We start from the raw sequence: 18,922 nt of genomic DNA, 5'->3' as shown, positions 1-18,922 counted from the left end.
TGCGTAAAATATTCGACCTTTTTCGCGAAAACTCCTGCTTTCAGCCTTATGTAATTTTTACTATTGAAAATGAACGATAATTCAACGATAAATGCACGATTAAAGCGTGGGCTACCACTTTAATAAATCCTGGTCTTTCGGCCACTGCTTTTGCTGATTTATATCATTTGTGTAAACAACGGGATTACCGAGCGATGCGCCGCCATAACCGGCGTACTGGCGGCAGTGCCACTAGAATAACCCACACAGTCGCGCCAATCATGTCATTGCGGACATCGGCCGCATCCGGCATTCTGCCGCCTACGAAAGATTGATGAAATTCGTCTGTAATGCCATAGAGGCCGCACAACAGCACGATCAGCACTTTGATGCCTAAACGGTCGGCTCTCGCACCGATTGCGAAATCGATGGTGGCAGCAAGCATAAAATATGCGACAAAATGTCCCCAATCAAAGCTCGCCATTTGCGGAAACAGCTTCTGAAAAAAGGGCAGCAGCGTATTCATCTCTTCGCCCGTCGTCGCTGATGCGGCAAAAATCGCTGCCATGCCGAATACGGCTGGAATACAGCGAAGCACTCTCACCGTACGCTTTGCTATGGTTTGCTTCATAAGTTCTCCTTCGATACAATAGGTAAGACAATATGAAATGGAGGGAAAAGCTGTGACCTTACACAATAAAACCGTTATTTGCCTACTGGATGATGAATTTGAAGATTTGGAGCTATGGTATCCGGTATATCGCGTCCGCGAGGCGGGAGCTACCGTTCTGTATGCAGGTCCTGAGAAGGGCAAGAAGCATATTGGGAAATATGGCGTGCCCGCCGTTGCCGACCTCAGCTTTGATGAAGTGAACAGCAGCGACATTATTGGTCTGCTCGTTCCTGGAGGCTGGGCGCCGGACAAGCTCCGCCGCTATCCTAAAGTGCTTGAGCTTGTGCAGGAGCTTGACGCAGCCGGCAAGCCGATTGGCCAAATTTGCCATGCGGGCTGGGTGCTCATTTCCGCTAAAATATTGCAAGGCCGCAAGGTCACTTCCACGCCTGGCATTCGTGACGATATGGAAAATGCCGGTGCCGAATGGTTTGACGAGGCGGTTGTCGTAGACGGAAACCTCATCTCTGCGAGACGTCCGCCGGATCTTCCGCCATACGCCAAAGCTTTCGTTGACGCATTAGAGCAATACAAAGGCCAAGCGTAAACGGCAGAAGCCGTCCTTTGGCGGCAAAGCAACCGTTTCAAGGGTGAAATATAAGTCTATTTATAAATGTAATACTTATAAATTCTTATATTTTAAGAAATAGAGGCGCTTTGCCTTCTGGCATCATTTTCATCCATAAACTTTCCAAGCAGCTCATGAATGTCCGCACTCGTGCGGCATTCCAGCAGCTTCGGAAGCAGCAAGCGGCTGTCTTCCTGCCTTGTGCGGAGCAGCCGCTCTTTCACCTGCAGCAGCGAATGCGATGAAATACTAAGCTCGTCGACATCAAGGCTCAGCCATATTGGCAGCGCCTTGACATCGCCAGCTAGCTCTCCGCATACCCCCACCTTAATGCCGCTTCGGCGCGCCGCATCAATCGTGAGCTTAAGCATCCGCAGCACTGCGGGATGAAATGGCTCGTACAAATGCGAAATCTCCTCATTCATTCGGTCTACAGCAAGGGTGAACTGCACCAAATCATTCGTGCCAATGCTGAAAAAATCGACCTCGCCTGCCAGCAAATCAGCAATAATAACCGCAGCCGGAACCTCGATCATGACACCAACCTGCAAATCCCGGTTATATGGCTGGCCCTCCTGCTCCAGCTCCTGCTTCGCCTCAGCTAATACTGCATTTGCTGCACGAACTTCCTCAACCGAGGAAATGAGCGGATACATCAGCTTAACCTGTCCATAATGGCTTGCCCGCAATATCGCCCTAAGCTGTACTTTAAACAAATCCTTGCGATCCAGTGAGATGCGGATGGCACGATAGCCTAGAAACGGATTGTCTTCCTCAGCAATATTAAAATAATCGAGCTGCTTGTCACCGCCTATATCAAGCGTCCTAATAATGACCGTTTTGCCTTCCAGCTTCTCCGCTACGCTGCGGTATACGTCAAACTGCTCCTCCTCCAGTGGGAAGCGATTGCGGTCCATATATAAAAACTCGGTGCGGAACAAGCCGACGCCATGCGCCCCGCTCGATAAAGCAATCTCCAGCTCTTTGAAGGAGCTGATATTGGCCGCAAGCTCCAGCCGCTTGCCATCCGGCGTTATCGGCTTATGATCGACGATATCGCGCAGACGGGTTTTCGCTTCCTGCTGCTGCCGCTGTTTCGCTGAATATAGCGCGACAATCTCCTGAGCCGGCTGTACATACATGACACCGTCACCGCCATCGAGCACGATCATCTGGCCCGTCTGAATCGGTTCCTCCAGCTTCGCTTCCACTCCAACGACGAGCGGAACGCCGAGCGCCCTCGCCATAATAGCGGAATGGGAAGTCGTGCTGCCTGCCAGCGTAACTATGCCAAGTACATTTTGCGGATTTATATGGGCAAGCTGCGAAGGAGAAAGCTCCTTGGCGACGAGAATAAACGGCTTTGTGTTGGACGGAAGCTTAATTTCCGGCACGCCAAGCAAATGCTTGAGCAGCCGATTGCCGACATCCTTTATATCCAGCGCACGCTCCTTCATATATTCATCATCCAGCAAATCAAACATCGTCACAAAGTGATCGATCGCTTCCTTGACTGCTACCTCTGCTGCCTTGTATTGCCGGCTAATAATGCCTTGAATTTCATTCATAAACACCGGGTCGTCCAAAATCGCAAGATGCGCGTCAAAAATATGGGTTTCCGAAGGACCAACCACTTCCCGCAGCTCGTCCTTCATTTGCTCGATTTCGAATTTTGACGTTCGGATGCCTTCATATACTCGCTCGAACTCACGGGCAAAATCAGCAACATCGATGCGCTGCTCCGGCAGCTCCCACTCCCAGCTGGGCAATACGAAAGATTTTCCGATCGCTATGCCTGCTGACGCTCCAATACCTTGTATCATGGCCTTTCCCCTCCAACTTGTATCTCTTTAAGCACTACCGACATTACGGAAGATTGTCCTTTTTTAACGGTTTTATACGGTGCAAATCGCCATGAACGCACGAGATCCGAATTGGTAATGACCATCGGAGTCGCCAGCGATTTGCTTTCCTTGCGAACCTGCTGCAAATTGAAGCGGATGAGCAAGTCGCCTGGAAGCACTTTGTCCCCTTCTTTGACAGCGGATTTGAAATAACCTTTGCCGCCAAGCAGGGACGTGTCAATGCCGATATGAAGCAGCACCTCAAGCCCTTCCGGCGTTCGAATGCCAATCGCATGCATCGTCGGGTAAATATGAATAACTTCCCCTTTGACGGGCGAGACAAGCTCTCCTTTATCCGGTATGAAAGCAACACCGTCGCCAACCAGCTTGCCGGAAAAAATCGGATCAGGCACTTCGCTGAGCGCGATCATCTTTCCTTGCATCGGCGAGCTGAATAGCACCTGCTCTTGATCCCGCTGAATCGTATTCAAAATTTCACCGCGAATCAGCTCCGAATATGTGCCGAAGACAACCTGCACATTGCCGCCGCCAAGTCGAATGACCCCGGCTGCTCCCAAATTGCGCAGTGCCGCGATATCAAGCTGCTTCTCATTAGCTACTTTCAATCGCAGCCGGGTAATGCATGATTCCATTTTCACAATATTGTCCTTGCCGCCAATCGCCTGTAAAATAAGCGGCGCACGCTGCGGAATATCGCCAGCCCACTCATCGAGATGCGAGCCTTCCTCGCGCCCAGGAGTCGGTATTTGAAAACGGTCGATCGCCCAGCGGAACAGAAAATAATAAATGAGCCCGACCACGATACCAATGGGTATGAGCAGCCAGCCCCGCGTAGCCAAATGCTCGTTGACGATAAAATCAATCGCTCCGCCCGAGAATGAAAAGCCATGGCGAATGCCCAGCTCATACGTCACCCACATAATGACGCCTGAGAGCAGTGCATGAACGACGAACAAATATGGCGCAACGAACAGAAAGGCAAATTCCACAGGCTCGGTCACACCGGTTAAAAAGGAGGCAAGCGCCGCGTACATGAACGTTTTGCGGATTTTAGGCTTAAGATCCTCCCTTGCCTCATGAATAATGGCAAGCGCGATAGCGGGCAGTGCAAACATCATCGTCGGATACATCCCCGCCATAAACACGCCTGCTGTCGGATCTCCAGAGAAAAACCGCGGCAAGTCGCCATACACGGTTGTCCCATCCGCCAGCGTATAACCGCCAATCTGGAACCAGAAAACATGGCTGACGAGATGATGCAGGCCAAACACGACCAAAATCCGATGGACAAAGCCATAAAGAAAAACACCGAACCCTCCTCCTGAAGCTACAATGTTGCCAAGCTCTTCAAGCATCCGTTCAATATATGGCGTGAGTCCAATCATAAATATGGAAAATAAGACCGATAAAAAGCTGACGAACAGCGGTACAAACCGCGGCCCTCCAAAAAACTGTATGTATTCAGGCAAACGCAAATTTTTAAATCGTTCATAACTAAAGCCCGAGATAATGCCCATCAACGTTCCGATAAACACCGTCGGTTCAATTTCCGGCACAGCTGTCTGCGTGATGCCTACATAAATGAACATCCCGCCGAGTGCCGATAAAGCAGCTGCAAGCGCATTTCCTGTCATGCCAAGCGCAATGCCTACCGCAAACAAATAAGGCAGATAAGTAAAAATGGCATGACTTGCGGCCTGCAAATAAAGCGTTAGCTGCGGCAGTCCAATATAATCCCATGGCAATTGACTGAGGCTCGAAAATATAGCTGCTGCTGGAAGCACAATCATTGGCAGCATAAATGCTCTTCCGAGCTGCTGCAGGCTTCCTAATATATTCACTTTCGTACCCCCTTTGCTGATTAAAATGTCTTTTTCTCGATGGTAAGGCTTTCCGCACGTTTTGTCAAAGTGAAGAGCGGGCCTTTCGGCCCGCTCCTGTTGATGATTCTTCCTTATTATAACGTTACAGCGGCGGGCTTAGCTTAAGCCCTGCGTAAATGGCTTAGCGATTTGGGCCAGCCTGCCACCCCAATTGCGAAATGACCGGACCGGACTGCGCATAAGCGTTCGTTGCGTGGTACACCGGATTTTGACCTGTCGCCGAATGTACTGGCATGCCGCCATGCGTTTGATTTTGGTTATTGGACATCCCTGCATATCCGCCGCTTGAGAAGTTTTGGTTTTGGCCCGAATACCCCGTGTGGGACTGTACATAATGCTGCTGAGGGCTCGCTTGGTAGCCTAAGTGCGAGATTACCGGGTTCGTTGCATAATTAGTTGAGCCTAGGTGCGAAGTATAGCTTGAAACATGTGGCTGCGCCGTAAACGATTGGTAACCGCTGCTTGGCTGATATTGATGCTGCGTCATGCCCGTATTTTGTTGATGGCTTGGCAAATATGCAGCAGAGCTATAGCTGTGCTGATTCGTCGCCTGATAACCGCCAATTGGAGATTGCACAATGCTGCTTGGGTTCTGGTTGAAGGTTGGCTCGCTCAGTTGGCCTTGATAATGCGACTGTACGAAGCCCGATGGCTGATAATTGTTCGAAAACTGACCTTGTTGACCCAGTTGACCTTGCTGCCCTTGGAAATATCCTGGCTGTTGCGACATTTGATTCACGTGTTGTCCTCCTCGACATTTAAAAAGAAAGTCTTCATGAACGACATGCTGCATCGCCCCTTGAAGCCTTTCTTATTGTGCTAAGTCGATCGGTTTTTTATTACAGTCAGGTTTTGGATTTTCCTTGTGGGAGCAAAATCGAATCCTCGACCTTAATGCAGCGGTCCATAATCATTTTCAATCCACCAGCTTCAGCAATGCTCGCCGCTTCCTCATTAGCTATGCCAAGCTGGAGCCATAAAATTTTAGCACCAACGGCAACGGCCTCCTCCGCGACTTGCGGGGTCTGCTCGCTGCGTCTGAACACATTGACGATGTCCACTTTAAATGGAATATCACTTAACGTCTCATAGCGGGTTTCACCCAAAATTTCTGCCGACTTCACAGCTGGATTAACTGGAATGATGCGATAGCCTTTCGCCTGCATCGCCTGCGATACCATGTAGGAGACGCGGTCAGGCTTGTCAGACAAGCCGACCACTGCTACAGTAGCGCTTTGCTCAAGCAGCTGCTTAATTTCTTCGCGTGATGGATTTTCAAATGCCATATGAACCGCTCCTCCCTTATTCCACCTATTTATTTCTTCTACCTCAAGTTTATTCTACCCACTCTACGTTCGCACCAAGCGCCTTTAAATGGTCAAAATAAATCGGGTAAGACTTCGCCACATGGTGCGCGTCACGAATTCGAATCGGCTGCTTCGAGCGCAGTCCGACAATCGAGAGTGCCATAATGACGCGGTGGTCATAATGCGCATTAATCTCGACGCCGCCTTCAACGCCTTCTGGACGTCCGTGGACGATAATTTCACTTTGACGCTCTTCTACATTTGCTCCCGCTTTGCGAAGCTCGTTCAAGTAGTCGGTGATGCGGTCGCATTCCTTATATCGCAAATTTTCAACATCATAGAAACGCGAGGTGCCTTCTGCAAATACTGCTGCTGCTACCATCGCCAGCACCGCATCCGTCGCTTGGTCGCCATCGAACTCAATGGCTTTCAGCTTGCCATTGCCCTTGACATGAACAATATCATTGTCATGAGTAAGCGGCACTTCCATCATGCGAAGCACATCCACGATCGCACGCTCGCCCTGCTTGCTTTTCTCAGCGAGACGGTGCACGATAACATCCGATTGCGTCACTGCAGCAGCCGCGAGAATCGCCGCCGAACCTGGATAATCTCCCTGTACGATATAGGTCTTCGCTTCGTAGCTTTGGCCGCCTGGAATGCGATAGCTCATCAAATCCTCGCTCGCATGAATGACGATGCCCGCTTGCTCCAGCACCTCCAGCGTTTGTCCAACAACAACCTTGGATTTCAAATCATTCAGCACTTCAATTTCACTGTCCTCTGCAAGCAGCGGAGTCAGAAACAGCAAGGCGCTCAAAAATTGCGAGCTTACAGCGCCGGACACTTGAATTTTGCCACCCTTCGCTTGTCCGCCCTTAATCGTGATCGGCAGCTTGCCTTCATTATGGGACACTTGCACGCCAATTTGCCCAAGCGCATCAATTAAATCGCTGTGGGGGCGTTTACCTAGCGAATCCGGATAACGGTTTACAAACGTGACATCCGGGCAAAGCGATGCAATAGCCATCAAGAAACGCAGAACAGCTCCCGCATTGCCTACGTCCAGCTCCTTTACATCCTTTGGATTGCGACCAAAGCCGGTAATAACGATTTTCTCTTCGTCCTCTTCTACAACAGCACCCAAATCGCGAATACAGCGGCGCATCGCATCACTGTCCTCACTGTGAGCGGGATAATAAATCGTGCTCGTGCCTTCAGCAAGAGCCGCAACAAGCAAATAGCGGGTCGTATAATTTTTCGAGGAAAGCGCTTGAATTTCCCCGCTTAGCTTAGGTGTTGGCGTAACTAAAACATCTGTCATTTATTTTGTCTCCCTTGTTTGTAATATAGTTGCGCATACGGCATGCACATTGAGCGATGTCGTATCCAGCACAAGATGCGCAAAATCGTAAGCATGCCTGCGCTGCTCCATAATCCGGTTCACATTCGCGGCAACGTCGCCTTGCAGCAGCGGCCTTGACGAATCGGACTGCACCCTCGCAATAATCTGCTCGGCGCTAGCCTTGAGCGCGACAACGAGACTCCCTCTCAGCATCGCCTCACGATTGGCTTCACGCAAAACAGCGCCCCCACCTGTCGCAATAATAGCTGGCTCCTTGCGGCTTAGCAGCTCTTGAATCATGCCGCTCTCCAAATCACGAAAGCCTGCTTCTCCGATATCCGCAAACAGCTCTGCGACCCGCTTGCCCTGCGAGCGTTCGATTTCCTCATCGGTATCGAATCTTGCATAACCGAGCTGCTCGGCCAGCAGGCGGCTGACGGTCGATTTCCCTGTTCCCATAAAGCCTACCAGCACAATTTTGCCGTGGCGGCCTGCCTCCTGATTCATTCTCTAGTGCCCCCATCAAATTAGTGTATCCTATTAATTTCTTCAACCATCATATCATTTTTTGCAGCGAATCGGGTATAAAAAAGTTCGTTTTGCCGTATCGTTGATAATAATTAGAATGATAGGAGGGCTGCCGTCATGACCCATGATCGTGAATACTCAGCCGCACAGAAGGCGGAATTGCGTATTAGCCGTATTTTAAACCCCAATCATCCGCTTTCCCGCGAAGATGTCATCTGGATGCTCGAATATATTAAAAAAAAGGTGGCTGACGATGATCCTGGTTTAACAGGTTTGTCGCAGCCACGATTGTTGCGTAATTTTCATTGCTTTGCTGAAGCGGCCATGAGCCTCATTCATCGTGGACGCGCTTCCGACCAGGAAGCCGATCGTTTGCGGAGCTGGCTGAAGGAAGCGTCCCACGGTTTAATCGCAGCAAAAAGGAGCGAGCCGCACGAATAATGCCGCTCGCTCCTCTTAAGGTCCCGATTAAGATTGAATCCAGTTATAGTGGAATGTGCCTTCTTTGTCCAGACGCTTGAACGTATGAGCGCCGAAGTAGTCGCGTTGTGCTTGAAGCAGGTTCGCTGGGAGACGCTCTGTACGGTAGCTGTCAAAGTAAGCAAGCGCACTTGCGAATGCCGGAACTGGCGTACCGTTCGATACAGCCACGGAAACCACTTCACGCCATGCGCCTTGGTACGATTCAACGATTTCCTTGAAGTAAGGATCAAGCAGCAGGTTGCGCAGATCCGCATCGCGGTTGTAAGCATCTGTAATGTTTTGCAGGAAGCGGGCACGGATAATGCAGCCGCCGCGGAAGATTTTCGCGATTTCGCCGTATTGCAGGTTCCAGTTATATTCATCGGAAGCTGCACGCATTTGAGCAAAACCTTGCGCATAAGAGCAAATTTTACTTGCAAACAAGGCTTTGCGTACGGATTCGATGAATGCCGCTCTGTCGCCTTGGAATGGTTGTTTTGCAGGACCGCTCAGCACTTTGCTAGCTGCTACGCGCTCTTCCTTCATTGCGGACAGGAAGCGGGTAAATACGGATTCCGTAATGATGGAAAGAGGAACGCCCAAATCGAGCGAGCTTTGGCTTGTCCATTTGCCAGTACCTTTTTGACCAGCGGAGTCCAAAATCACATCTACCATCGGCTTGCCTGTTTCTTCATCGTATTTCGAGAAGATGTCTGTTGTAATTTCAATTAGGTAGCTGTCCAGCTCGCCTTTGTTCCACTCGCTGAAAATGCTGTGCAGCTCTTCAACGCTAACGTCAAGCACGTTTTTGAGCAGGTCATAAGCTTCGCAAATCAGCTGCATGTCGCCGTACTCGATGCCGTTGTGCACCATTTTTACATAATGGCCTGCGCCGTCTGGTCCGATGTATGTGCAGCAAGCGTCGTCGCCGACTTTTGCCGAAATAGCTGTAAGGATTGGCTCAACCAGCTTGTAAGCCGACTCTTGTCCGCCTGGCATGATGGAAGGGCCTTTCAGTGCGCCCTCTTCGCCGCCGGATACGCCCGTGCCGATGAAGCGGATGCCTTTATCTTCAAGCGCTTTGGAACGGCGCTGTGTGTCAGGGAAATAAGCGTTGCCGCCGTCGATAATGATGTCGCCTTTGTCCAGATGCGGCAACAGGGAGTCAATTGTAGCATCAGTACCCGCGCCTGCTTGTACCATGATCAGGATTTTGCGCGGCACTTCAAGCGATTGTACGAACTCTTCCACTGTATAAGCAGCAACGAGGTTTTTGCCTGCTGCTTCCTGGATCAGGTCGTCCGTTTTCTCGCGGGAGCGGTTAAATACCGACACCGTAAAGCCTCTGCTTTCAATATTAAGGGCCAAATTTTTGCCCATGACTGCCAAGCCAATTACACCGATTTGCTGTTTAGACATCTGGTTCTTCCATCCTTTGTTATTGTATTTGGGTCAACAATAGCTCTATTTTACTCCTTTTGTGCAGAGAAGAAAACTAGTAGGGTTTAAAAATATAACCAAAACACCATCAGTTTTATTGACCGCTTTAGAAAGTTTACCTTATATTGCGCCAGAATGCGACCTTCCACTAGCAAAGGGCGTTGCCATTCTGAATATATTTTAAGAAAAAACAAAAAAAACGGGAATAACCGCAATGGCTGCTCCCGCTTTATCTATTTTGTGCAACCTTTGTTCTGAAATAGACGGCGTTTACAATTCGAGTTGCAGCATTTCCAGCCGCAGCTCGCCAAGCTTTGCTTTTGACGAAAGGACAGCAGCCTCATCCTCAGCTCCCAGTGCTTCATGCAGAACGGATAGCTCGTAATCAAGCTCATAGCGCAGCACCGGAGCGCGCTCCTCTGCTCGTTTGGATTGAAAAGCTTTGATCATTTCTTCCATGGTGACAAGCGGCTTCTTCTGATAAATAATCCGATGTTCCATACCGGACACCTCCACAAGTCGTATAATCTCACCGAACATAATGCTCTCAATGACGATTTGACGATCCTTCATTCGCTTGACCACCGCATGACCTCTAGAATCATTAATGAGCTTTTCCAGCAGCTCCGACAACCTCTCGTCCCGGATTACATAGTCTCCCACCATCTTGTAGCTATCCTTCATCCGCTGAAACTTAAGCTTCACCAGCTTGCGGCCTGTTCGAATCGAGATGAGAAACTGGACCTCCGTTTCGCTCCAATACAAGGAGTACCCTTCCTGAATGAGATCGCGGATGAGATTTTGGATTTGCCGCCGTTCAAATCGCAGCTCCAAATTGCAATACTCGACTTCGTGGCTCTTATTCACGGCAATCCCTCCTTCAAAACAGTGTCGTAACACCTTTCATAAATTTGACTAAATGTTCTGACAATTTGTTCTTGTTTCTATCTTATACTCCATCTTATGTTCTGGCAACTTGGTTTATTGACTAATTTTAAAGCAAAAGCTGATTTTGGGCAAAAAAATAATACAAGCCGCCCAAATTGGGCGGCTTGCGGCAAGTGCTGGATGCGCTCGAACGAATCATTTTGGAGCAGCTTTTGGTTTTTATGGCAGCAGCGGCGTGCGCAGCTCCTTATCCGGTGCGTCCGTCGTGTAATAATAGATGGACAAATCAAGGCTGTCTCCCTCGTAGTTCCGGTAAACCTCTGTCGAGCTGTTAATGCCGTCGCCGGAGAAATTAGCGGTTAGTATTTCGCTAGGCACGCTGTCTCTCCCTTTTCCGCGGAACGTCTGGTTGACACCGCCGAACGTTTTGTCGTCGCTTTCGTTTTGGAGGAACACATCTGAACCTTTACGGTAATAGGTCCATTTAACTGGATAGCCGCCTACTTCCGTCGTCATGTACTGCTTCTCTTCCTTTATGTCGCTCAAATGAATGACTGCATCTTTGTCTGTATGCGTTGTTACCTCATAGCTTTGAATGAGCGCAATCGGGGTCTGCTCCGAAATGACAAGTCCCTGCGGACGCTCAAACCGTATAGCATTGTTATAAGGTTCACTGCCTCCCCAAAGGTAACCCTCTAACAAGGTTCCTCCTACATCGAGCTTATAATTTTGGAAAGGGTACTGCATATATTTTTGCTCATGGCTTGTTGTAAGCCTGATTTGGGTTGGCGTAATGACAATCTGATCGATTTTAAAGCTATTTTGCTGCAAATCAATCGGCACCTGAACGTCACGTTTAATCGTGCCAGAAAGCATCTGCTGCTTGTCTAGCTCAAGCGGTATGCTCCAACCTCCGTCAATTTGTCCTTCTTCACGGGCATAGCTGAGGCTATAGGTTAAATCGCTGCTCGTTAAATCACTCAGCTTAAAATATTGCAGCATCGTATATTCACCATTAGGCCCCGGCTTCCCAAATGTACCGCTGCGGCTTGTTTTAACGAGACTGTCCCCACTCTTGATTGTTAACTCTGGGAACGCATAACCCTTTACTGTTTCATCTGTAAAGCTGAGCGCGGAGGAAAGCAAAACCTCATCCCCATTTTGCTTGAAAAGCTGGACCTCCAGCTTGCCCATCCCATCCTGATCCAAATTAAAGCGTTGTATGCCATCGCTAGTTAGGTCTAGCTCTATTGGGATGGCGGCGTTCGAAATAAAGCTTGCCCCCGACGCCGAAAAATCCACCTGATCCACCAGCTGCTCTGGCGTCCATTCCGTCTCGAAATAACCACGGTATGAATGGCTGGCCTTATCCCAGCCTCTCATCGAATAGCTGCCTTCAATCGCTTTTCCCTTTGAATCCGTCAATCGCATATCTGAAAAGGATAAATAACCGTCCTCTCCGCCCGCTGGAGCGAGACTGTAAAGCAATACTGTACGGTTGTCATCAACAACCGCCGTATGAATTGTAAAGGTCGCGCCGTCCTGTACGGCCGATTTCTCCATTTTTTGTCCCATGCCTTGAGCAAGAGCCGATTGAATACCGCTTCTGCCATTCAACAGATGAACCCAATCTAGTTGATAGGCAAAAACAGGAGTCGCCGCGACTAAAGCAATTGCCGCCGCTATAAATAGACCGCGCTTCAGGCTGCGCGGCTTCCGCATAACGCGCACAGCTTCGTGTCCGGATGGTGCTGCATCAGCTCTTCCTTGCTGCAAGCCTGCTTGCTCGATCCTTCCCCACATCGCCTCAAAATCAGGATAGGCTGGCGGTTCAACTTTTTTCAAGCGCTGAATCATTTCGTTCTCTGATGGTTTCATAATTTAAACCTCCTTGTTTATTATGCCTCGAACTGCTTTCCAGCGACTGCTTCATCAGCTTTAGTCCTTTGTGCAGCCGCGATTTCACCGTGCCTACTGGAATACCTAGAATGTCTGCTATTTCTGGCAGCGTCTGCTCCTGCATATAGCGCAGCGCTACAACTGTGCGAATTTTCAGCGGCAGCTGCTCCACGAGCCTGCTGTATTCTTGATGCGCTTCCCGGTTCTCGACTACCTGCTCTACGGAGTCCGGCTGTCTCCGCGACAGCCATTCGCTTAAGCTTTCTTTCAGCCTCCCGCTTTTGGAGCGACGAATTGCATTCAGGCAGCTATTGACTGTCAAGCGCATCAGCCACGCCCTAAGCTGCTCAACCTGCCGCCATTCCTTGCGGAATGCCGTCACGAAAACTTCCTGGCATATATCTTCCGCATCCGCTGCATTTCGGAGCATATAGTAGCACGTTTTATAGACATCCTTGTTATATTGCTCAAACAGCTCTCTTTCCGTCATAACCCGCTTTCCCTCCTCTCGCTCTCGCCATGTACACCCTATAAACAATTAACGGAGTCAAAAGGTTCATTTTTCGCTCCTTATTTTTCTACAACTCAATATGTAAGGCACGCTCTATATAATTCCACGCAAAAATAGTGCAAGCCCTCCCCACCAGCAAGCTGCGCCAGTGAGCAAGTACATGCACTATTGTAAACGATTCAATATGGAAGCTGAATCTTCATTATTGATGACTTGGCCGAAGCACAGCCCCGCCGAAAATAAGCAGGACAACGGCGAACAGCAATAAAATCAGGATCGGCTGCGCAATATCTATGATCCCACCACCTATGCTCAGTCGGTCAATGGCCTGCAGCGCCCATTTTTGCGGCATAAAATTGGCCAGCTTCTGCAAAAACTCCGGCAGCATCGATAGCGGAAAAAAACAGCCGCTGATCATCGAGGTAGGCGTGACAATGAGCAAATTGATTTGACTCAGCTGATGGGCATTTCGCACGAGTCCCCCAACTGCCGTCATAACGCCTATCGCCGCAAGCATAAAGCATTCCAATACGAAAAGCATAGCCCCGAAGGAAACGCCCGGCGAATAACCAAACACAAAATAAGTAAGCGAGAGCACCAGCACAAGCTGAATGCTGCCAACCAATATGCTGCCTAAATAGTTGCCAAGCGCAATATCAAGGGATCGAAGCGGCGCCGTATACATGCGCTGCATCGTCCGCATTTCCCGATCCTCCATAATGAAGCCGACAGACTGGCTGACCAGCAGCATGAGAAAAAGCAAGATCACGCCAATCATAATCGGATTGGCAGCAACGACCCCTAGCTTCATCGGAGTATGCTCTACGCTGACCGCAGGCCTCGCCTGCTGCTCCAGCAGCTCGCTAAGCTTCTCGGCATCCAGAGTAGCCCCGCCAGAGGCCGCTTGCAGCAATTCGACGGAAGCTGCCATGCTGCTCGCCTGAGCCTCAAGCGAGGATAATAGAGAGGCGTTCCACAACTGCTCCGTCCACCGATATAGCACCGGCTGTGGCTGCTCGCCGGCAAGCAAGCGCTCCGTGAAATCGGCGGGAATAAAAATCGCCGCATCTGCGTCACCAGCTGCAACAGCTTCCCTAACCAGCTTGCCCGTCGAATCTGTCTCCATTTTCACCTCATAAAGCGAGTCCTTATTGACAAGGTCCAGCATATAAGCGCCGAAAGCTCCTCGATCTGCATTGCTTACAGCAATAATTTCTTTATCCGCTTGCAGGCTGCTGAACAAACCAGCGATAACCGACAAGGCGATTGCAGGAAGCAGCACATTTAGAAAAAAGCCCCGGCGCGTGCCCATCGTTCTGCGAATGAGCTGCATCGCAATTGGCAAGCTACGCATGCTGCTTCACCACCTTAGGCAAGCGAATAATCGCTGCAATGGCTAGTACTGCGGCTATAGCCGCCAAAATACCGATATTTTGCCAAACGAGGACACTGCTTGATCCATCCATCAGCCCACGCAGCGCCGCATTGGCCCAATAATTAATATTCAGCTTGCTGATGAGACCCAGCTTATTCTGAACCATCGCAACCATACCTCCGCTTAAAAAAGTCATGCTGAAAATAAGCGTGTTAAACAGCGTCTGCATCGTTTTAACGGTTTTGGCAAAAGAAGCTATCGTCAGTGCTAGTCCAGAGCCAGCGATAATGGTCAGCAGTGAGACGAGCGCGATTCCCCCGTACGCCCCTCCCCAATCAACGCCGTAAACATACTTGGTAAAAACAATCATAATAATCGTCTGCATCACGCCGAGCAGTGCCGCTCCACTAATAATGCCGGCTACAACCGCACTGAGCGAAGCAGGGATGCCATACAAGCGCTGCAAGGTTCCTTCTCTTTTTTGCCGCAGCAGCGAAATGGCTCCCGTCATGCCGCCATACTGCAAAAACATGATCAAATAAGCGACAGAATAATACTGAATAGCCGATACAGAACCGAAGGATTGATCCGCTCCCCCGCCCAGCGTCTGTACTTTAACGAGTGCGGCGGCATCCGTCTGGCGGTTGTCCAGCGCGGATAGGCTTTCGGGCCCAAGCACCTTGAAGGCCGCCGCCTGCATGTTCACCTGAGACAGGTACGCACGAACGATAGAATGGGCCGCAATGTTTTTACTCCCGTCATGGCCTTCGAGGGTGTGCCAGCTAACGCTTTCTCCCGCTGCAAGCTTGTCGGAATAATCCGCAGGAATAATAACGCCGTAATCGGCCGTTCCATCCTGCACCGCCTCCCGCACCTGAGCCTCCGAGGAGAGCACTATGGGACGGGCGTATGGAAGGATGTCAGCCCCTTGCCAAAAAACATCTACACCTTCTCGCATCGTCCCTTGATCGGCATTGTATACCGCCACCTTCGCTGGCTTTATTTCACTGTCAAAAGCACTGCCTAGCAAATAGATGAGCAGCAGTGGAAGCCCCGCGAGCACAACAAGCAGCGTGTGCATTCGGCTCATCTTTATCCATTCATAGGTTAACGCAATCCACCATGTCCGCATGCTTTCGCACCTCCTATTCATCGCGCAGCGAGCGGCCGGTCAGCTGGAGGAACAACGACTCCAAATTCGGCTCGACGCGGGTCAGCTGGCGCAGCGAAATGCCATGCTTTTGCAATATAAACAGCAAATCCTGAAGCACGGAAGGAGAGTCCTTCACGGTGACCTCAAGCCTCCGCTGGCCATCCTGCTCTTCTATCTGCTTAACTGCCGGATGCTCGCCCATCTCCTTCGCCGCAGCCCGATGGGCCTGATTGACTTCGAAAATAATCCGCTCCTCCTGCCCGACCTGCTGCCTCAGCTGCTCCTTGCTGCCGCAGGCGATGAGCTTGCCTTTATCGACAATGCCGATTCGCGAGCAAATGGCATCTACTTCCTCCATATAATGGCTCGTGTAAATAATGGCCGAACCCAGACGGTTAAGCTCGCGCACCGACTCCAAAATATGATTGCGCGACTGCGGATCGATGCCAACCGTCGGCTCATCCATAATAATCAGCTTTGGGCGATGGGTAATCGCGCAAGCAATGTTAAGTCTGCGTTTCATGCCGCCCGAAAACGTTGACGGCTTGTCTTTTGCCCGCTCCAGCAGCCCAACAAATTGCAGCGACTCCTCCACCCGCTGCTTCAGCAGCTTGCCTCTGAGTCCATACAGCTTTGCGAAAAAAGATACATTTTCCCAAGCGGTAAGCATGTCGTAAATCGCCAGCTCCTGCGGCACTAGGCCAATGAGGCGCTTGACCTCCAGCGGCTGCTTGCGAATGGAATATCCCCCTACCGTAATTTCGCCGCCGCTCAGAGGCAGCAGCCCCGAAAGCATATGGATCGATGTGCTTTTCCCCGCCCCATTGGGCCCTAGCAGTCCGAATATTTCGCCTTCGCCAATATCAAAAGTCAAATGGTTGACGGTAATGGTGCTGTCATATTTTTTAACGACATCTTTAAATGTTACTAGGCTCATATAGCCCTCATCCTCCCTATTCATCATCTTGTGTCCATTATAAAACGCCGCTTGCAAGCATACAGCTCTACAAAGTCACAAAATGAAGGTGACGAAAGTCATATCATTAGCGCCTGCTGTATACAGCCGGTTTTTGGGCGATTATGCTATAATGAAACGATAGGAATCAAAATGAAAAAACGCCTTAGGACGATAAAAGCCTATTGCGCTGCGGGAGCTAATCCGACATGAATGTACCGTTTCACTGGTTTCGAGGCCTATTGATTGCTGTACCCGCAGTCATCAGCGTATTCTCGATTTCAGCCGCAAGCTATGCCTTTTATACGATCGGCGTCTTAATAGCATTGTCAGTCATTAAACTAGATACGCTGTTTCCTAAATACGCGGTGCTGATTTTGTTTTTGGAGCTGCTTGGCTTCGGATGGTTCGCCTATCATTATGGCGGCGTCTTGTTCCTGCTCCTCTTCTCTACTTTAATAGCAGCCTTAAGCACGAAGCCATCAGCTGGTATGGCCGCAATATGGATCATGGCTGGAGGGGCATGCCTCTGGATCGCCATGTACGGTCTAGCGCCGAGCATGATGGCTGCAATGCTGCTGTTGTGGCTGACGATTGGGGCGGTGCTGCAGGCTACCCAGCAGGTAGAGGGCAAGCGGAGCCAAGTGGAGACGCTGTATGCAGCGCTTGCGCAAAGCCATGAGGAGCTGGAAGCCGCAAGGCGCCGCATGCAGAGCTATGCCTCGCAAATCGAGCAATACGCGCAGACTGAAGAACGCAATCGCATTGCGCGAGACATACATGATGATCTTGGACATCGCTTAATCCGGGTGAAAATGATGTCCGAGGCCGCGCTGCATCTATTTCAGGCGGACCCTGCCCGCGCACAGACGATGGTCGGGCAAATTCGCGACCAACTGCAGGACAGCATGGAGCGGATGCGCCAAACCGTGCGCAGGCTCGCGGTGCCCAGCGAAGGAGACTCCAGGCAATATGCGCTGGACCGCCTCGTTAAAGATTCCGGCGAAGCGCTCGGCATCGCAGTCGCCTTTGAGGTGCAGGGAAATCCACTCCCTCTCTACCCGAGCATGGAATTTATTTTGTTCAAAAACGCGCAGGAAGCCATTACAAATGCGGTTCGCCACGGAGGCGCCACAAGGGTAAAGGTTACACTGCTATTTCGACCGCACACCGTAGCCTTAACGATCGCCAACAATGGCGCTGTGCCCGAAGGGTCCATTACAGCAGGGCTTGGCATGCGCGGCATGCGAGAGCGTATATCATTAATCGGCGGAAAGCTGTCTTGGCAAGCGGAGGATAGCTTCAGCGTGACGACCGAGCTCCCGCTGCTAGGCGGCGCTAGCGGTGCTGACGAGAAACATGCATTTGTGAAAGGCTAGGAGGAGGCCGCTGCTATGATTACCGTATTAATTGTAGATGACGATCCGTTTATTCGGGAAAGCATGCAGGTTATTTTGCAGCTCGACCCGGAGCTCCACGTGGCGGGAGTATGTGCCGACGGCAAGGCCGCAGCTGATTTTGTGCAAAGGACGAAGGTCGATGTCGTACTGATGGATATTCGCATGCCCGGCTGTGATGGCGTCGAAGGCACGCGGCTCATTCGGGCATTGGAGCAGCCCCCTGCCGTCCTCATCCTGACCACCTTCGATGATGACGACTATATTGTGCAGGCAATCCGCTGCGGCGCCGGCGGCTATTTGCTGAAGAACGTACCGCCAAGCCGCATTATTAATGGCATTAAAACCGTTTTTGAAGGCTCGCTGCTCATTCATCCCGATATCGCCCGCAAGCTGGCGGGCATGATTACGATGCCAGACACAGAAGAAGCTGCGTTGACCGAGCTTTCTTCGGAAGAGCAGACCAGCAGTGAGCTTGCGGCACGTTACAGCTTGACGCAGGCCGAGCAGCAAATTATTCGCCTCGTTGCCGAAGGGCAATCGAACAAGGAAATTGCCGCATCGCTTTTTTTGAGTGAAGGCACCATCAAAAACTACATTTCCGACATGCTTCACAAGCTGGGGCTGCGGGATCGTACGCAAATGGCGATTTTTTATTTGAAATTATCATTCATTCCAAGCAAGGAGAGATAAG

The 18,922-nt window shown here is 50.5% G+C and carries 18 protein-coding genes; 4 read left to right on the top strand and 14 right to left on the bottom strand.

All coding sequences use genetic code 11. The features are described 5' to 3' along the window. Positions 1 to 184: 184 nt before the first annotated feature. Positions 185 to 610 carry a VanZ family protein gene (locus tag AC50YG_RS10975; protein WP_494826788.1) on the bottom strand — a complete coding sequence of 142 codons (426 nt, stop codon included), beginning with the start codon at positions 608 to 610 and terminating at the stop codon, positions 185 to 187. Positions 611 to 662: 52 nt separating this feature from the next. On the opposite strand from AC50YG_RS10975, the gene AC50YG_RS10970 reads away from it, so the two are divergent. Beyond that, a complete protein-coding gene (locus AC50YG_RS10970) occupies positions 663 to 1,199 on the top strand; it encodes a type 1 glutamine amidotransferase domain-containing protein (protein ID WP_473759483.1) in 537 nt (178 codons plus the stop codon). Between the two features lie 92 nt (positions 1,200 to 1,291). Here AC50YG_RS10970 and ptsP read toward each other — a convergent pair whose 3' ends face one another. The 6 genes from ptsP to AC50YG_RS10940 all read right to left on the bottom strand — a co-directional run bounded on the left by ptsP (position 1,292) and on the right by AC50YG_RS10940 (position 8,127). Next, entirely contained in the window at positions 1,292 to 3,043 is a 1,752-nt protein-coding gene (ptsP, locus tag AC50YG_RS10965; RefSeq protein WP_473759484.1) for a phosphoenolpyruvate--protein phosphotransferase, read from the bottom strand. After that, entirely contained in the window at positions 3,040 to 4,926 is a 1,887-nt protein-coding gene (locus tag AC50YG_RS10960; RefSeq protein ID WP_494826785.1) for a glucose PTS transporter subunit IIA, read from the bottom strand. Before AC50YG_RS10960 ends, ptsP begins: the two co-directional genes overlap by 4 nt. Positions 4,927 to 5,089: 163 nt before the next feature. After that, positions 5,090 to 5,707 carry a hypothetical protein gene (locus tag AC50YG_RS10955; RefSeq protein ID WP_494826783.1) on the bottom strand — a complete coding sequence of 206 codons (618 nt, stop codon included), beginning with the start codon at positions 5,705 to 5,707 and terminating at the stop codon, positions 5,090 to 5,092. A 106-nt stretch (positions 5,708 to 5,813) separates the two neighbouring features. Beyond that, positions 5,814 to 6,254 (bottom strand): CoA-binding protein, encoded by a 441-nt coding sequence (locus AC50YG_RS10950; protein WP_494826781.1) that lies wholly within the window; start codon positions 6,252 to 6,254, stop codon positions 5,814 to 5,816. Between the two features lie 49 nt (positions 6,255 to 6,303). Further along, positions 6,304 to 7,599 carry a 3-phosphoshikimate 1-carboxyvinyltransferase gene (gene aroA / locus AC50YG_RS10945; RefSeq protein ID WP_473759488.1) on the bottom strand — a complete coding sequence of 432 codons (1,296 nt, stop codon included), beginning with the start codon at positions 7,597 to 7,599 and terminating at the stop codon, positions 6,304 to 6,306. Continuing rightward, positions 7,600 to 8,127, bottom strand: a complete 528-nt coding sequence (locus tag AC50YG_RS10940; RefSeq protein ID WP_494826778.1) for a shikimate kinase — start codon at positions 8,125 to 8,127, stop codon at positions 7,600 to 7,602. A 138-nt stretch (positions 8,128 to 8,265) separates the two neighbouring features. Here AC50YG_RS10940 and AC50YG_RS10935 point away from each other — a divergent pair, with 138 nt between their 5' ends. After that, positions 8,266 to 8,589, top strand: a complete 324-nt coding sequence (locus tag AC50YG_RS10935) for a hypothetical protein (RefSeq protein ID WP_494826776.1) — start codon at positions 8,266 to 8,268, stop codon at positions 8,587 to 8,589. A gap of 27 nt (positions 8,590 to 8,616) precedes the next feature. Here the strand turns inward: AC50YG_RS10935 and gnd are convergent, their stop codons facing one another. The 7 genes from gnd to AC50YG_RS10900 all read right to left on the bottom strand — a co-directional run bounded on the left by gnd (position 8,617) and on the right by AC50YG_RS10900 (position 16,813). After that, complete coding sequence (gene gnd / locus AC50YG_RS10930) at positions 8,617 to 10,029, bottom strand: NADP-dependent phosphogluconate dehydrogenase (RefSeq protein WP_056038723.1); 1,413 nt, start codon at positions 10,027 to 10,029, stop codon at positions 8,617 to 8,619. A gap of 291 nt (positions 10,030 to 10,320) precedes the next feature. Next, the gene (locus AC50YG_RS10925; protein WP_473759491.1) at positions 10,321 to 10,917 is read right to left on the bottom strand and encodes a YkzI domain-containing protein; all 597 of its coding nucleotides are present in this window, start codon (positions 10,915 to 10,917) and stop codon (positions 10,321 to 10,323) included. A gap of 240 nt (positions 10,918 to 11,157) precedes the next feature. Further along, positions 11,158 to 12,816: a DUF4179 domain-containing protein gene (locus AC50YG_RS10920; protein ID WP_494826773.1), complete on the bottom strand. Its 1,659-nt coding sequence runs from the start codon at positions 12,814 to 12,816 to the stop codon at positions 11,158 to 11,160. After that, positions 12,770 to 13,327, bottom strand: coding sequence for an RNA polymerase sigma factor (locus AC50YG_RS10915; protein WP_494826772.1), 558 nt, complete (start codon positions 13,325 to 13,327; stop codon positions 12,770 to 12,772). The genes AC50YG_RS10920 and AC50YG_RS10915 overlap by 47 nt, the downstream gene beginning before the upstream one ends. Positions 13,328 to 13,550: 223 nt before the next feature. Beyond that, a complete protein-coding gene (locus tag AC50YG_RS10910; RefSeq protein ID WP_473759495.1) occupies positions 13,551 to 14,702 on the bottom strand; it encodes an ABC transporter permease in 1,152 nt (383 codons plus the stop codon). After that, a complete protein-coding gene (locus AC50YG_RS10905) occupies positions 14,695 to 15,855 on the bottom strand; it encodes an ABC transporter permease (RefSeq protein WP_494826770.1) in 1,161 nt (386 codons plus the stop codon). Before AC50YG_RS10905 ends, AC50YG_RS10910 begins: the two co-directional genes overlap by 8 nt. 13 nt (positions 15,856 to 15,868) lie before the next feature. Then, positions 15,869 to 16,813: an ABC transporter ATP-binding protein gene (locus AC50YG_RS10900; protein ID WP_494826769.1), complete on the bottom strand. Its 945-nt coding sequence runs from the start codon at positions 16,811 to 16,813 to the stop codon at positions 15,869 to 15,871. 227 nt (positions 16,814 to 17,040) lie between these two features. Here AC50YG_RS10900 and AC50YG_RS10895 point away from each other — a divergent pair, with 227 nt between their 5' ends. Together AC50YG_RS10895 and AC50YG_RS10890 are read left to right on the top strand one after the other, a co-directional pair. After that, positions 17,041 to 18,210 (top strand): sensor histidine kinase, encoded by a 1,170-nt coding sequence (locus AC50YG_RS10895; RefSeq protein WP_494826768.1) that lies wholly within the window; start codon positions 17,041 to 17,043, stop codon positions 18,208 to 18,210. 15 nt (positions 18,211 to 18,225) lie between these two features. Then, complete coding sequence (locus AC50YG_RS10890) at positions 18,226 to 18,921, top strand: response regulator transcription factor (RefSeq protein ID WP_494826767.1); 696 nt, start codon at positions 18,226 to 18,228, stop codon at positions 18,919 to 18,921. Position 18,922 lies beyond the last annotated feature (1 nt).

The organism is Paenibacillus sp. J31R34 (assembly GCF_059383715.1).
Note: the sequence above shows the minus strand (reverse complement) of the source record. Positions and strands in the feature narration are given on the sequence as shown.

Bases quoted from the DNA above. Each gene is read 5' to 3' on its own strand.
- AC50YG_RS10975 (WP_494826788.1), bottom strand. From the start codon at position 610: ATGAAGCAAACCATAGCAAAGCGTACGGTGAGAGTGCTTCGCTGTATT.
- ptsP (WP_473759484.1), bottom strand. From the start codon at position 3,043: ATGATACAAGGTATTGGAGCGTCAGCAGGCATAGCGATCGGAAAATCT.
- AC50YG_RS10950 (WP_494826781.1), bottom strand. From the start codon at position 6,254: ATGGCATTTGAAAATCCATCACGCGAAGAAATTAAGCAGCTGCTTGAG.
- aroA (WP_473759488.1), bottom strand. From the start codon at position 7,599: ATGACAGATGTTTTAGTTACGCCAACACCTAAGCTAAGCGGGGAAATT.
- AC50YG_RS10940 (WP_494826778.1), bottom strand. From the start codon at position 8,127: ATGAATCAGGAGGCAGGCCGCCACGGCAAAATTGTGCTGGTAGGCTTT.
- AC50YG_RS10935 (WP_494826776.1), top strand. From the start codon at position 8,266: ATGACCCATGATCGTGAATACTCAGCCGCACAGAAGGCGGAATTGCGT.
- gnd (WP_056038723.1), bottom strand. From the start codon at position 10,029: ATGTCTAAACAGCAAATCGGTGTAATTGGCTTGGCAGTCATGGGCAAA.
- AC50YG_RS10920 (WP_494826773.1), bottom strand. From the start codon at position 12,816: ATGAAACCATCAGAGAACGAAATGATTCAGCGCTTGAAAAAAGTTGAA.
- AC50YG_RS10915 (WP_494826772.1), bottom strand. From the start codon at position 13,327: ATGACGGAAAGAGAGCTGTTTGAGCAATATAACAAGGATGTCTATAAA.
- AC50YG_RS10910 (WP_473759495.1), bottom strand. From the start codon at position 14,702: ATGCGTAGCTTGCCAATTGCGATGCAGCTCATTCGCAGAACGATGGGC.
- AC50YG_RS10905 (WP_494826770.1), bottom strand. From the start codon at position 15,855: ATGCGGACATGGTGGATTGCGTTAACCTATGAATGGATAAAGATGAGC.
- AC50YG_RS10900 (WP_494826769.1), bottom strand. From the start codon at position 16,813: ATGAGCCTAGTAACATTTAAAGATGTCGTTAAAAAATATGACAGCACC.
- AC50YG_RS10895 (WP_494826768.1), top strand. From the start codon at position 17,041: ATGAATGTACCGTTTCACTGGTTTCGAGGCCTATTGATTGCTGTACCC.
- AC50YG_RS10890 (WP_494826767.1), top strand. From the start codon at position 18,226: ATGATTACCGTATTAATTGTAGATGACGATCCGTTTATTCGGGAAAGC.